The 14,409-nt window shown below is 32.3% G+C and carries 15 protein-coding genes; 6 read left to right on the forward strand and 9 right to left on the reverse strand.

What is annotated here, in order from left to right:
• Positions 1-49: 49 nt before the first annotated feature.
• The 3 genes from BM024_RS08515 to BM024_RS08525 form a co-directional block, all read right to left on the reverse strand.
• A complete protein-coding gene (locus tag BM024_RS08515) occupies positions 50-463 on the reverse strand; it encodes a thiol-disulfide oxidoreductase DCC family protein (protein ID WP_090679259.1) in 414 nt (137 codons plus the stop codon).
• Between the two features lie 5 nt (positions 464-468).
• On the reverse strand, positions 469-2,640 hold the full coding sequence (locus tag BM024_RS08520; protein ID WP_090679262.1) for an endonuclease MutS2: 2,172 nt from the start codon (positions 2,638-2,640) through the stop codon (positions 469-471).
• Positions 2,641-2,777: 137 nt separating this feature from the next.
• A complete protein-coding gene (locus BM024_RS08525) occupies positions 2,778-4,232 on the reverse strand; it encodes a nicotinate-nucleotide adenylyltransferase (RefSeq protein WP_090679264.1) in 1,455 nt (484 codons plus the stop codon).
• Between the two features lie 85 nt (positions 4,233-4,317).
• Here BM024_RS08525 and BM024_RS08530 point away from each other — a divergent pair, with 85 nt between their 5' ends.
• The 4 genes from BM024_RS08530 to BM024_RS08545 all read left to right on the forward strand — a co-directional run bounded on the left by BM024_RS08530 (position 4,318) and on the right by BM024_RS08545 (position 6,620).
• Entirely contained in the window at positions 4,318-5,082 is a 765-nt protein-coding gene (locus BM024_RS08530) for an MBL fold metallo-hydrolase (RefSeq protein ID WP_090679266.1), read from the forward strand.
• An 8-nt stretch (positions 5,083-5,090) separates the two neighbouring features.
• Positions 5,091-5,588, forward strand: coding sequence for a hydrolase (locus BM024_RS08535; RefSeq protein ID WP_090679268.1), 498 nt, complete (start codon positions 5,091-5,093; stop codon positions 5,586-5,588).
• Between the two features lie 38 nt (positions 5,589-5,626).
• The gene (locus BM024_RS08540) at positions 5,627-6,157 is read left to right on the forward strand and encodes a hypothetical protein (RefSeq protein WP_090679270.1); all 531 of its coding nucleotides are present in this window, start codon (positions 5,627-5,629) and stop codon (positions 6,155-6,157) included.
• Positions 6,158-6,347: 190 nt separating this feature from the next.
• Positions 6,348-6,620: a hypothetical protein gene (locus tag BM024_RS08545; protein WP_090679272.1), complete on the forward strand. Its 273-nt coding sequence runs from the start codon at positions 6,348-6,350 to the stop codon at positions 6,618-6,620.
• Positions 6,621-6,796: 176 nt separating this feature from the next.
• On the opposite strand, the gene BM024_RS08550 is transcribed toward BM024_RS08545, so the two are convergent.
• From BM024_RS08550 to prfB, 3 genes are all read right to left on the reverse strand, one after another.
• The gene (locus tag BM024_RS08550; RefSeq protein WP_090679274.1) at positions 6,797-7,573 is read right to left on the reverse strand and encodes a hypothetical protein; all 777 of its coding nucleotides are present in this window, start codon (positions 7,571-7,573) and stop codon (positions 6,797-6,799) included.
• Between the two features lie 72 nt (positions 7,574-7,645).
• The gene (gene ypfJ / locus BM024_RS08555) at positions 7,646-8,500 is read right to left on the reverse strand and encodes a KPN_02809 family neutral zinc metallopeptidase (RefSeq protein WP_090679276.1); all 855 of its coding nucleotides are present in this window, start codon (positions 8,498-8,500) and stop codon (positions 7,646-7,648) included.
• Positions 8,501-8,912: 412 nt separating this feature from the next.
• Positions 8,913-10,020 (reverse strand): peptide chain release factor 2 gene (gene prfB, locus BM024_RS08560; protein WP_143077745.1). Its coding sequence is split into 2 segments (ribosomal slippage): positions 8,913-9,956 and positions 9,958-10,020, totalling 1,107 coding nucleotides; the frame shifts between segments, so codons are not numbered across the junction.
• 47 nt (positions 10,021-10,067) lie between these two features.
• On the opposite strand from prfB, the gene BM024_RS08565 reads away from it, so the two are divergent.
• On the forward strand, positions 10,068-11,093 hold the full coding sequence (locus BM024_RS08565) for a threonine aldolase family protein (protein WP_090679280.1): 1,026 nt from the start codon (positions 10,068-10,070) through the stop codon (positions 11,091-11,093).
• A gap of 157 nt (positions 11,094-11,250) precedes the next feature.
• On the forward strand, positions 11,251-11,559 hold the full coding sequence (locus tag BM024_RS08570; RefSeq protein WP_090679282.1) for a DUF6787 family protein: 309 nt from the start codon (positions 11,251-11,253) through the stop codon (positions 11,557-11,559).
• A gap of 22 nt (positions 11,560-11,581) precedes the next feature.
• On the opposite strand, the gene BM024_RS08575 is transcribed toward BM024_RS08570, so the two are convergent.
• The 3 genes from BM024_RS08575 to dnaA form a co-directional block, all read right to left on the reverse strand.
• A complete protein-coding gene (locus BM024_RS08575) occupies positions 11,582-12,304 on the reverse strand; it encodes an SAM-dependent methyltransferase (RefSeq protein WP_090679286.1) in 723 nt (240 codons plus the stop codon).
• Between the two features lie 69 nt (positions 12,305-12,373).
• Positions 12,374-12,829, reverse strand: coding sequence for a low molecular weight protein-tyrosine-phosphatase (locus BM024_RS08580; protein ID WP_090679288.1), 456 nt, complete (start codon positions 12,827-12,829; stop codon positions 12,374-12,376).
• A complete protein-coding gene (gene dnaA / locus BM024_RS08585) occupies positions 12,829-14,268 on the reverse strand; it encodes a chromosomal replication initiator protein DnaA (RefSeq protein WP_090679290.1) in 1,440 nt (479 codons plus the stop codon). Before dnaA ends, BM024_RS08580 begins: the two co-directional genes overlap by 1 nt.
• Positions 14,269-14,409 lie beyond the last annotated feature (141 nt).

The following is a 14,409-nucleotide window of genomic DNA, read 5'->3' on the forward strand; positions in this document are numbered from 1 at the left end:
AAGTGAAATTATTTACCTTTTTTTAATATGTAATTAAGGGAATTAGGACTTATAGGAACTTTTCCCTTAATTCTGGTGTTGGAACCATACAGCTTTCTTTCTTACCATACCATTTATAACGATTTTTTGCTACATAGTTATAGATTGAATCTGTTAGGTTTTTAGGAAAGATTGAGAGTGGTTGTAATAAACCATACAGTCCTCCTAAATAAGTTGCGATTTTAATAGCTGCTTCTGACTTTATATAGTAGGCTTCTCCCGGCACATAAAGAACCATGCTGTCTGTTTTTTCACGATCAACACCTATATGATCTAAAATAGCTTTTCCTATGTTTGAATCTAAAGAAGCAAATCTAAATTGATCTTTGGTATCAGCTTTAATAACTTTTTGTATGGTTGTATCACACAGATTACAAACTCCATCAAATAGTATTATCTTTTTATTCCTAGGCCATGTCTCCATACTTATTATTTTTTGCGTTCTACCATTTCTAATTCGTCTATATTTACTTTAGATACAAAAAATCCGTAGTTAACTGTTGCTCTGTTTTTTTCAATAGCGTCTATTGTCCCGACTGCTTTCCCATCATTCATACGCACTCGATCTCCTACTTTCAATTCAAACTTTGGCTTGTTTTGCGCTTCTAGTTTTTGTTTGATTTTTTCTTCTTTCTTCTCTACGCGTATTTTTTCTACTTTAACTTCTACTTCTTTTAGTATGGCTTCTTGCTTCTTCTGAATTGTTTTTTTCTCCTTTACGGTTACGGCCTTACGTTTAGAGTTTTCTATTTCAACTACCTTTAAAAGTTCGCTGATTAATAATTTCTTGTTTTTATTATTAAAGTACTTGTCGGATAAATCATCCAATTTCATTCCTAAATACACTAAACGTTGATTGGAATCAAATAATTCTTGATAACTCTCAAGTTTGTCTTGGATTTTAGCATTAATAACTTCCATCTTTTGACTTTCAGTCCGTGCTTTTTGTTCTTCCTCCTTTAATATTTTAGAAGTTTTCTCTAATTTATGACGTTCTTTTTGAAGGTTAGCAATGGTTTTGTCGAATCTTACCTTTTCTCCTTCAACTTTCTTTTTTGCTCTATTTATTAGACTGAACGGAATACCATTTTTCTGTGCTACTTCAAATGTAAATGAGCTACCTGCTTGACCTACGTGTAGCTTGTAAAGAGGTTCTAGTGATTTTTCATCAAATAACATATTAGCATTAGTAGTGTGAGGAAGTTCGTCTGCTAATATTTTTAAATTGGTGTAATGCGTGGTTATAATCCCAAAGGCTTCTCTTTCGTAAAATTCTTCTAGGAATGTTTCTGCTAATGCACCGCCTAATTCTGGGTCAGAACCGGTTCCAAATTCATCTATAAGAAATAAGGTTTTTGAATTACATTTTTTTAGAAAATAATTCATATTCTTTAATCGGTAACTATATGTACTTAAATGGTTTTCTATAGATTGATTGTCACCTATATCGGTTAGTATTCTATCAAATAGAAAAGTTTTACTTCGTTCATGTACAGGAATTAGGAATCCTGATTGTAGCATTAATTGAAGTAGACCTACTGTTTTAAGTGTAATACTTTTTCCTCCTGCATTGGGACCTGATATAACTATAATTCTGCTTTCTTGTTCTAATTGAATAGTCTGTGGATAGGTCTTTTTATTTTTTTTATTATTGTTTAAAAGCAGGATAGGATGGAATGCTTCACGAAAATACAATGTTCTGTCTTTTGTGATTTCAGGGAGTATGCCATTAATTTTTGATGCGTACTTCGCCTTTGCAGATGTAATATCTATGTGTGTTAGAAAATCCTGATAGTTTAATATCAATTCTCTATATGGACGAATTACATTGGTTAATACTTTTAGGATTCTAATGATTTCTTCACGCTCTTCATATTCTAAATTGTTGAGCTCTCGAGAATAACGCATACTAGCTTCGGGTTCCATATATACAATGCTCCCCGTTTTTGATTGTCCTAGTACAGTCCCTTTTACTTTTCGTCTATACATAGCCAAAACAGCTAATACGCGACGATTTTCTACTACCGTTTCCTTTATATCATCTAAGTATCCTGAGCTAATGTATTGTGATAGTGCACTTCCAAAGCTTTGGTTTATCTTGCCGCGTACCAAGTTTATTTGTTTGCGAATGTTAGATAGGTCTAATGAGGCTTGGTCTTTAATTTCACCATATTTATCAAAAATAGCGTCAATTTCTTTTAATATATTCTTTTCAATCGCTACTTCTGAGGCATATTGCTGAATTGTGGGATAATATTCTTCAAATTTCTTTAAAAATTGTAATAGAGTTATAGCTGTTTCTACTAAGGTCGCTATTTTCTTGAAACTATGCGTTTCTAAATAGCTGTCCTCAATTGCAAGAAATTTGAGTTCATAATCCAAACTATCAAAGTAATGGTTTGGAATAATATTGTTATTGGAAAAGGAAGATACATACTCCGAAGTTTGTAGTAATGAAATTATAGTTTCATTACTATTTTGAAACGGAGTTATCTCAAAGGCTTTCTCTTTGGCAGCTTCTGTTGTACAAAGTTCGGATACGGTTTCTAATACCGTTTGAAATTCTAAGTCTTGTAATGTTTTGTTATGTATTGATATCATTGATTCTTTTGGAAAATGAAATACAAAATTACTATTATTTAGTGATTTAAATTAGTAAAAGCGAAACAATAAAGAGTAGGGGGATGATGTGATAAAATAAAAAAACAGTAGCCTATTGGACTACTGTTTCATTTTTTTTATATTTTCTGTTTTTCTTTGTATCCAAACAGTTCCTTATTCTTAATGATTGAAGCTACTCCTTCTGGTAGCATTTTCTCCCATCCGTCTTCTCTTTGTTGAATTTGCTTTAATACTTCACGAGAAAGTATGCTTAGATTTTCTTCATCGTAATCGATATCTACAATTTTACCCGCTTTTTTGAAGTACTTGTATAGATCTTTTATATGAAGTGCTACTTTAAGATTATTAGAGTTAATGATTTCTCCTTCTTCATTTTTCATTGGGTATAAGTAAATTTTCAAGTCTTTATAGAATAGCTTTCCTAATGCTTCTAATATTCCCCCATTTAATTTGGTGTAATACTTTTCATCAAAGATGTTTAGTAAACTACTAACTCCTATTGTAAGAGCTATTTTTTCTTTAGTGAATTGAGATAGATATTCTACCATTCTGTAATATTCTTTGAAATTTGAAATCATTACAGTATGACCTAATGAGCATAAAAGTTCTGCACGATGTAAAAAATCTTCTTCATCTAAAACTCCTTCATGCAATAGATTTGAGAGAGTTATTTCAAATAATACGAGAGTTTTATCTTCAGTTAGGTTGTTTTCCTCTAAAAAAGAGTTCAACGATCTTTTGTACATATTAGTGTTTACCAAGGTAACAGGTCTAAAGCTCCCGCGTAATGCTAATACATTTTTTCTATATATTGTAGTTGCGGGTAAAAGACTCAAACCATTAGGACCGAACATTACTGCTTCGGTCATACCGTTTTTAACTAAATATAAACTCATTAATCGGTTATCTACTCCTTGGAAGGCTGGTCCAGAAAAATTGATACTATCAATTTCAAGTTGGTCCTTATCGAGATGGTCATATAAAGAATTGATTAGTTTCTTTGGATCGTGATGCTGATAAAATGCTCCGTAGATAAGGTTAACCCCTAATATTCCTAGGGTTTCTTGTTGTAGTTTTGAATCAGTTTCTTTGAACTGTATGTGTAGTACTATTTCGCTGTATTCTTCACCCGGAGTTGTTTGGAATTTAATTCCTACCCATCCATGACCTTTAAATTGTTTAGCAAAATCGATAGTTGCTACTGTATTTGCATAGCTAAAGAAGGTTCTGTTTGGATTTTCATTACGAGAAATACGTTCTTCGATTAATTTAGTTTCATAACTCAACATTTTAATTAATCGACTTTCTGTAACATATCTTTTGTCGTCTTCTACAGTATAGATAGCATCACTAAAGCTTTTGTCATAGGCAGACATCGCTTTTGCTATGGTTCTCGAAGATCCTCCTGCTCTAAAAAAATGACGTACAGTCTCTTGTCCAGCACCAATTTCAGCAAATGATCCGTAAATATTTTTGTTTAAATTAATTCGTAAGGCCTTATCTGATATAGCCTGTTGTTGTTCAATATGGCGGTCTCCATCTAAAACCAAATCGTCAGCAAATTTTTTCATGGTAAAGTCGTAATTCCAACAAACGTAGCAAATAATACGCTCTTAAAAAAGATAAAAGCTTACTTTTGTATAAAACCAAGTTGCATTGAAAGTATATTTTTTAGGTACAGGAACTTCTCAGGGCATACCAGTAATTGGTAGTAACCACCCTGTAGGTAAAAGCATGGATATAAGAGACAAGAGATTACGGACTTCTGTTCTTATATACGGTGATGATTATACGTATTTGATTGATTGTGGTCCTGATTTTAGACAGCAGATGCTGATATCTAAATGTACAGAGATAGATGCTATTCTATTTACTCATGAACACGCTGATCACATTGCTGGTTTGGATGATATTCGACCTTTTTGTTTTCGACAAGGATCTATGCCTATTTTCGGGCTATCTAGAGTTTTAGATGCATTGACACAACGCTATGCTTATATTTTCGCTACCGAAAATCGATATCCTGGTGCACCTTCAGTAATCCCATTTGAAATATCATCCAAGGAGGTATTTACAATAACAAATCAGTCTATTATTCCCATTAGTGTTCAACACGGAGATATTGATATTTTAGGTTATCGTTTTGATGATTTGGTTTATTTGACTGACGTGAAATGGATTCATGATGATGAAATAGTTAAGATTATAGGTGCAAAAGTATTGATTGTTAATTGTCTAAGAGTAAGTCCACATCCTACTCATTTTAATTTGGAGGAAACTCTAGCATTTATAGATAAAGTTAAACCTCAGAAAACTTATTTAATTCATATCTCACAGGATTTAGGTTTTCATGAAGAAGTACAAAAAGAATTACCAGATAATGTATATTTGGCGTTTGATAACCTAGTAGTAGATATTTAATTTATACCATGAAAAAAGTAGTTTTTTGCCTTTTAGTTTTATCTGTATTCTATAATGTGTACCAATATGTAAATGCTAATCGTATTTTCGATGGAAAGGAACAGGAGTTCGATATTTTAAAGAAACGTGTCGATATTGTTCGTGACTCTATACATCTTTTGCAAAAGGACTTAATTGATGCTGATTATTTTTCATTAAATCAGAATGAAACGGCACAAGAATATTTTCCGGTTAAGGATTACGAAGGTAGTGTTCAAAAGATACACAATGAACTTCTTGCTTTGAATCATCAAGAAAATGGAAATCCATTAGTTCCATATGGTCCAGTTGATGGGAATAAATTCATTATTAATAAGATAAAGATTTTAAATCATCGTTGGATTATCGCAGATTTTTATGCGGGGAATGTAAAAGGTGAATTGTTGATTCAGTATTTTGTTTCAGACAATACTCCAACAGAATTTAACACGCTGGAAACCGTGTTATATCCAGCGGTGAACAACTAATTGGTTATATTTGTAACTATACTAACGAGATATATTAAATGAGAATAACTGTGTTTTTGGGTGTTTTATTAGCCCTGTTCGTTTCTTCTTGTGATTTTATGTTAAAAAAAGATTCTTTATTTGATGAGGATTCTTCTATTTATACAAAGGAAGAGAACTACTTCGATGCAGAAAATGAGAAGGAAAATTGTGATTTTCAGTCAGGATATAGATGGAGTAGTTTGAAAAATGATTGTATACGTATTTTTGCTGAGGGTTTTCGTTTAAACCCTATTGAACTACTTGAGGGAGCACCAGAAGAGAATGAGTTAGAGGATAATGATGTGAGTTGCTTTGTAGTATTCGATTCTAATAAAGATAAAGCAGAGTTCTTTTTACCAAATTCAATAAATGGTGTTGTTATAGAAGAAACTGCTGTTAAAGGCTTGTTTAATAAAGATGGATGGGAACTTGATGTAAGAGGGAATATGAAGTTGTCTTATAAAGGTCAATTAAAATTTACAGCTGCAAAAACTATTGAATTAAAATTAATTGGAACTGATGAAGGGTTCGATGAAGTGGTCGAGTAATTAGCTAATAAATAAAAAATATTTATAAATAAAAGGTAAGACAGTTTAAAACCGTCTTACCTTTTTTATTTTAGGGATGCAGCTATTATAAATTTATTTCCAAATCGGAATTATTTATTTAGTATTTCCAATTTCATAATAGTGTGTTAAAGTTTATTTATATTTGTTGGAGTTAAAAATAAAAATAATTATGGAAAATACGAAAGAATATACCATAACTCACCCTCAAGGTGAAGTTGAAAAAGTAGTTTCAGTACAAAAATGGATTATTACGTTGCTGATTATGATGATCCCTTTAGTGAATATTATTTGTTTAATAATATGGGCTTTTAGCAATACTGAAAATAAAAATCGTTCTAATTGGGCTAAAGCTCAGTTGGTGATGTTTTTAATTTCAATAGTATTAGCAATTTTCTTCTTTATGATTTTTGGAATTACAATGCTAGGATTATCAGAGTCGTAGTGTTGATTAGATTGATTGAAAACAAATAAACAAATAGAATTAGAGTGTAATTTGACTAGATTAGTAAAAATTTGGACTTTTATATACTTTTGCTTCTATAAAGAAAAAGGTCTGTATTACAATTTGTAATACAGACCTTTTCTGTGTTGTTATACTATGTTTTATGAATTTTATATTTATTCATATTTTTCTTGTTCGTATTCTTCTTCTAGACCCACTGTTTGTTTATACAAAACTAAATGTACACAAAATAAATAGGGAAGAGTAAAGAATATACCAACTACAAAAAATAAAATTCCAGCGCTTGCTAAAAAGCTGTTCCATGTTAATAGAAAAATGATCGTTAAGGGACTTTTGTTAACAACTTGAGCACTGTATTTGAAAGCCTGTGTAATAGATAAGTTTCCAAAAATAAGTAAAGGTGTTACTAATGCAGTTAAAGAGTTGATAATCCAATTTAAAGCTAATGAAACTAAACTTAATTCACTGTATTGTAAAAGATATGATATACTAGTGAATGCTAGGGAGATTAAAAAATGAGCTATAAAAACATAAAAGCCATTCTTTTTTGTAAAAAATAGAAATGCTGTTGAAGTTTTTATTTTTTTATCTTTAGATGCATCAGCAGCCATCTGTATCATACCTGCAGTTAATATACTCCCAATCGCGGTTGCTGCAGACAATACAACTATATAAGCTACCAATTCATTAAATGCAAAATTTAAAGGATTGATTGTAATAAGGTTTTTTAAGGTTTCTTCTGGATTTTCAAAATTTGTTGAAATCACAATACTTCCAATTATAGCAGCTACCATGGCTACTAATAATAGAACTAATCCAGATTTTACAACAATTTTCGTATAAAGTTTAAACGATTCATCAATGATGTTTCGAGTGTTAATTTCCAATCCGTCAGCATCTATTTGCTGTAATCTTTTAAAAATGTTTTTCATAGTGTTACTCTGCATTAAAAAATGCGAAAGTGCAAAAGTACGATATTTATTAGCTTTAAAAGAGGATGTCTATTATTGTATTTCCTCAAAAGTATTACCTTCGGATAACTGACCTGTGTTGTAACCTTTTAAGAACCATTCTTTTCTTTGAGCTGATGTTCCGTGTGTAAATGAATCAGGATTAACGTGCCCTTGAACCTTCTTTTGAATAGCATCATCACCAACTGCTTGAGCAGCACTTAATGCTATGTCTATGTCTTTTGCTTCTAAGTATTTACTGATGTGTTTGGTCCAAACTCCTGCGTAGAAATCGGCTTGTAATTCTAAAGCTACAGAAAGTTGATTAGCATCTTTTTCACTTTTAGATTGTTGTAGTTTTCTAACTTGAGAAGATGTACCTAGGAGTGTTTGGACGTGGTGCCCAACTTCATGGGCTATAACGTAAGCAATCGCAAAATCTCCTTTTTCAGCCCCGAAACGTGTGTGAAGTTCTTCGAAAAAACGCAAGTCCATATATACTGTTTCATCAGCAGGGCAGTAGAAAGGTCCTACAGCGGCCGTTGCTGCGCCACATTGAGTTCTAACTTGATTATCAAATAATACCATCGCTGGTTCTCGATAGTTCTTTCCGTTCTCTTGAAATATTCGGTGCCATACATCTTCTGTATCTGCAAAGATAACTTTAACCATGCTACCCATATTGACCTCCTCTTTGCTTAATGTTCGGGTTTGAACTTGTTCTGTAGTTCCACCTTGATTAAGTTGCTCTAATATAGGAGCAATTTGTTGTCCAGTTTCACCACCAAATAAAGTAAGTAAAACAACAACAATACCTAATATCCCGCCTCCAATTGCTGTTTTTCCAGCAGAAGACATTCCTCTATTGTCTTTGACGTTTTTACTTTCGCGTCTTCCTTCCCATTTCATAGGCTATATCAATATAAAAAATAAAAGTGATTGTTTTTTATTGAAGTTTAAATTAGTGAATTTTATTCTAATTTGAATTAATTTTTTTGTATAAGACAAAAAAGTTAATGTCCTATACTCATAGATAGAGCTTTAAGGACATTAACTTCATAACACTTTAAATTACTCAACAAATATAATCTATTAGATTTTAAAACTTCTTTAAAATTACGTTTTTAGGTCTCTAAAATAAGATGAATATTAAATCTGTGATATTGTAATTTTACTACTGAAGTTTGTATGTGTATTGATTTTAAGGAAAATAGTTTTTTTTCTTTAAAGGATAGCTCACGGAGTATTAATTCCACTTAGCTTAAATAAAAAAGTCGGAAGAGAAATCTTCCGACTTTAGGATCTATTTTTAAGTTTTAGATTATATGGTTTCGTCTTCTTCTTTTTGCCCCATCATCATTAGATAGGCTTTAAAGAAGGGATCCAATTCTCCATTCATAACTGCATCCACGTCTGTAGTTTCGTGTGATGTTCTTACATCTTTTACTAATTTGTAAGGATGCATAACGTAGTTTCTAATCTGTGAGCCCCATTCGATTTTCTTTTTACCCGCTTCAATCTCGTCTCGCAATGCTTGCCTCTTTTTTAATTCAATCTCGTAAAGTTGAGATTTTAAAAGTTGCATAGCCTTTGTTTTGTTGTCTAATTGTGAACGTGTTTCTGAATTCTCGATAATGATTCCAGTAGGGTGGTGACGCAATCGTACTGCTGTTTCTACTTTGTTTACATTCTGACCTCCTGCTCCGCTTGAGCGCATGGTTTCCCATGAGATATCAGATGCACCGATTTCAATATGTATACTGTCATCAGCTAATGGGTAAACATATACAGAAGCAAAAGAGGTATGTCTTTTTGCATTACTGTCAAAGGGTGAAATACGCACTAATCTGTGAACTCCATTCTCTCCTTTTAAATAACCGAATGCATAATCGCCTTCAAATTCTAAGGTAACGGTTTTAACTCCCGCTACTTCGCCTTCTTGGAAGTTTAGCTCTTTTATCTTGTATTTGTTTTTTTCGCCCCACATCATATACATTCGCATTAACATGGCTGCCCAATCGCAACTTTCTGTTCCACCAGCTCCAGCTGTGATTTGAAGTACTGCGCTCATGCTGTCTCCTTCGTCCGAAAGCATGTTTTTAAACTCAAGATCTTCGATAGCGGTATAAGTTGCCTTATATTGTGCTATGACTTCTTCTTCAGTTGCATCTCCTTCATTGTAAAATTCAATTAGAATTTGAAGTTCTTCTAAATTTGCTTTCGCATTTTCGTATCCTTCAACCCATTTTTTCTTTGCCCTAAGATTTCTAACAATAATTTCAGCTTCTTTAGCATTATTCCAAAAATCTGGTGAAAAGGTTTTTTCTTCTTCGTTCGTTATCTCAATTAATTTCTTATCGACGTCAAAGATACCTTCTTAGTGCCCCGAGGCGGTTAATAATGTCTTTAATTTGCTCTGTGTTTACCATATTTTTAATATATTTAGCTCCACAAAAATACTTATTCCTTTTTATTTATGGAAATTAATTTAATTAGCGATACGGTTACAAAACCTACCCCTGAAATGTTGAGTCAAATGATGAAAGCTAGAGTAGGGGATGATGTTTACAAACTGGATGGGAGTACTAATGAGTTGGAAGCAGCGGTAGCTGATTTATTTGGAATGGAGGCTGCTTTATTTTTTCCGTCAGGTACTATGGCTAATCAAGTAGCAATAAAATTGCACACACAACCAGGTGAACAACTTATTTGCGATGCTTCCTCACATATTTGTAATTATGAGTCTGGAGGACCTGCTTTTCATAGTGGTGTTAGCTGTGCTACAATTGTTGGTGATAGAGGGAGGATTACGGCGGAACAAATTAAAAGTGTATACACAGATTGTTCGAATATACACTATCCAGAAACTACTTTAGTGTCTCTAGAAAATACTACCAATAAAGGTGGAGGTGCATGTTACGACATGAAAGAATTGGTTAAGATTAAAGAACTGTGTGATTCTTTAGAGCTAAAACTACATTTAGATGGTGCTCGTTTATGGAATGCTCTAGTTGCTAAACAGCTTCATCCGAAACAATTTGGTGAATTGTTTGATACTATTTCAGTTTGTTTTTCAAAAGGTCTTGGAGCTCCAATAGGTTCAGTTTTAGTAGGGTCCAAAAAAGATATTACTAAAGCAATTCGTCTTAGAAAGTTAATGGGAGGAGGGATGAGACAAACGGGATATTTTGCTGCTGCTGCATTATATGCATTAAAATCAAATGTAAGTCGTCTTCAGAGAGATCACTATAGAGCAAAGCAAATTGAGTTAATCCTTGCAAAGCAAAGCTGGATTAAAGAGGTTTTACCAGTTCAAACTAATATAGTTGTGTTTTCGTTACATGATCGCGTTGGTCCTGCTTTATTTTTAGAAAAATTGAAACAAAAGAATATTTCTATTAGTGAAATGGGTAGTGGGCTTTTTAGAATTGTTACACATTTAGATTATAGAGAAGTAATGCATGAGTATGTTATTGAATCGCTTTCAAATCTGGAACTTTAAGTTTGAAAAAAAAAGGCTAAATAATTTTATTTAGCCTTTTTTTTTCAAATATATCCCCTAATTAATATGCTAAATAGTCGACTTATTTATTTAGTTTACTTGAAACATTTTGTTATGTTATAAAAAGCTGTACTTTTGTTTGGATTTAATCTAAATTATGGACAAGTTAATGCAACGTTGGGGGTTGGTTTCAAACACCCAAGTAGTAATAGTTTTTATAGTTTTTGCTATTACTGGTTCTTCTTCGGCTTATGTAACAAAGCCAATTTTAAATATTCTAGGGATAGTTAGAGAGGATTACCATCCTATTCTTTATTGGGTTCTTAGAATTGTACTAATACTTCCTGTTTATAAGGTGTTATTGTTATTTTTCGGAACTATTTTCGGTCAAAGAATATTCTTTTGGAATTTTGTTAAAAAGATGCTGACTCGTATGGGGTTGGGATTTTTATATAGACTTTACTAGTATTCCTCTTTAGTAACTAAATCTAGTTAGATTTTTGAATTATAAAAATACAAGGACGTTTGTGTAGGTCTACCTTTGTTTTGCTCCAAGCAGAGATGCTCTGTGTTTTTATGTATTCAGATTCTAAGGTAATATCACATGCTACACACAATTGAGTTTGTGGTGTTAGTATTTGTATTAAGTCACTCAATATCTGATTGTTTCTATATGGTGTTTCAATGAATAGTTGAGCTTGATTTTTTTCTTGAGATAGTTTCTCTAATTGCTTTAAGGTGTGTTTTTTTTCTGACTTGTCAATAGGTAGATAACCATTAAAGGCAAAACTTTGTCCGTTCATTCCTGAGGCCATTAGTGAAAGTAAGATAGATGATGGTCCAACAAGAGGTACTACTTTTATATTTTTTTCATGGGCTATTTTAACTATAACTGCTCCAGGGTCAGCAACACCAGGGCAACCTGCATCACTCATTAATCCCATACTCTTTCCTTCTAATAGAGGTTGAATGTAGTTATAATGCTCGTTCTTTTCGGTATGTTTGTTTAATGGAAATAACACTAATTCCGATTGTTTTTTTTCTGGAACAATACTTTTTATAAAGCGTCTTGCTACTTTTTCATTTTCAACAATATAAGTGTCTAGGAGTTCAATTGTTCTTTTTACAGTAAGTGGTAATATATCATGCGGATTTGAATCTCCTAATGTAATTGGAATAAGATAAAGGGTACCGAAGTTTGAGTTGTTCATATGAATTAGATTTCGGAAAAAACATGAATTAGAATTCATCTTTTTAGATGACTATAGGGAATGGAGTCTTTACTTAAATTTTACTGCTATTTGCTCACAAGCTTCGTCTATCATGTCATAAACACGGTAAAATCCTCCATTACCTCCAAAATAAGGGTCTGGGACTTCGTAGTCCATTCCAGGATGGCATTCATTGAGTAAAAGAGATACTTTTGCTTTTAATTCTTCATTAGGGACTAAATCAAGTATGTCGGCTAAATTTGTTTTATCCATAGCGTAGATGAAATCAAACTTAACAAAGTCTTCTTGAGTTAGTTGTCTTGCTCTTTGTTGGGTTATGTCTACTCCCATTTCATGTGCTATTGCAATTGAACGCGGATCAGGGGATTTACCTGTGTGCCAATTACCTGTTCCAGCAGAATCAATATAACATGCTTCATTTGATAGTTTGGATTTCAATATACCTTCTGCTAGAGGAGATCTACATATATTTCCTAAACAAACCATGAGTATCTTTGTTTTCATTAGATACTGAATTTTTTATTTATATCGTCGTGATATTTTCGGAACTGTTTGTCTGTTTCAATCAGGTTGTCAATAGTTTTACAAGCATGTAATACTGTTGCATGATCTCTATTTCCAATTTCTGAACCTATATTTGCTAGTGACGCTTTAGTGTATTTTTTAGCGAAAAACATTGCTAGTTGTCTTGCTTGCACAATATGTCTTTTTCTTGTCTTAGAACAAAGTGTTTCTGTATCCATTTGGAAATAGTCGGAAACTACCTTTTGAATATAGTCTATTGTTATTTCTTTTTTTACGTTTTTAACAAACTTATCAACTACTTGTTTTGCAAGTTCTAAGGTTATTTCTCTTTTATTAAAAGAAGATTGGGCTATTAGTGATATAATAGCTCCTTCAAGCTCTCTAACGTTTGTTTTTACGTTTTGTGCAACGTATTCAATGATTTCTTCGGGCATTGAAACTCCATCTCTGTATAGTATACCTTTTAGTATTTCAATTCGGGTATCAACGTCAGGATTTTGAATCTCTGCGGATAATCCCCATTTAAATCTAGAAAGAAGACGTTGTTCGATGTCTTGCATGTCTACAGGAGCTTTGTCAGAAGTTAAAATAACTTGCTTTCCATTTTGATGCAAATGATTGAATATGTGAAAGAAAACATCTTGGGTACCAGATTTACCTGAAAGAAATTGAATATCATCAACTATAAGAACATCAATTAATTGATAGAAATAGATGAAATCATTTCTAGTTTGTTTTCTTACAGAATCAACGTATTGTTGTGTAAAAACTTCAGCAGATATATATAAAACTGTTTTTTCAGGATATAAATCCTTGATTTCTACACCAATTGCATGAGCTAAATGTGTTTTTCCTAAACCAACTCCACCAAAAATCAACAATGGGTTGAATGAAGTTCCTCCTGGCTTGTTAGACACCGCTAATCCAGCAGATCTGGCTAAACGATTAGAATCTCCTTCAAGAAAATTATCAAAGCTATAGTTTGAGTTTAATTGAGATTCGATTTTAACGTTTCTAATACCAGGTATTATAAAAGGATTTTTAAGTTCTGGATTTTTATTTTGAACAGGTACATCAAGTTCTTGCGTTCTAACAGGAGCTCTTTGAGTACTTGGTAATTGATCTGTATAGGGTTGTTTATTTCCAATGGCGTTCTCCATTTGGATTTTATATAATAACTTTGCTCCAGCTCCTAATTCTTTTGTTAGAGCTACTTTTAAGATTTTTACATAATGCTCTTCTAGCCATTCGTAAAAGAATTGACTAGGAACTTGAATATACAATGCGTTTTCTGTTAGCTCAATAGCTTGGATGGGTTCAAACCAAGTTTTAAAAGCTTGTTCTTGAATATTATCTTTTATAAAATTAAGACAATTATTCCAGACAGATTTTGCATTCTTGTTAGTGTATTCGAGCATTTTATGATTTTCTTAAAAAAGTTAATTTTAAGACTGACATTCAGATTGTGTTTCAGTCTTATTTGGGAAGACAAATATGTGAACAATTTTTGTTTAAAAAAAATGTTTTGCACATTGTATTTGTCAAAAAAATAATGTAAG

It is taken from the genome of Myroides guanonis (assembly GCF_900114085.1).
In the GTDB taxonomy this organism is placed as follows: domain Bacteria; phylum Bacteroidota; class Bacteroidia; order Flavobacteriales; family Flavobacteriaceae; genus Flavobacterium; species Flavobacterium guanonis.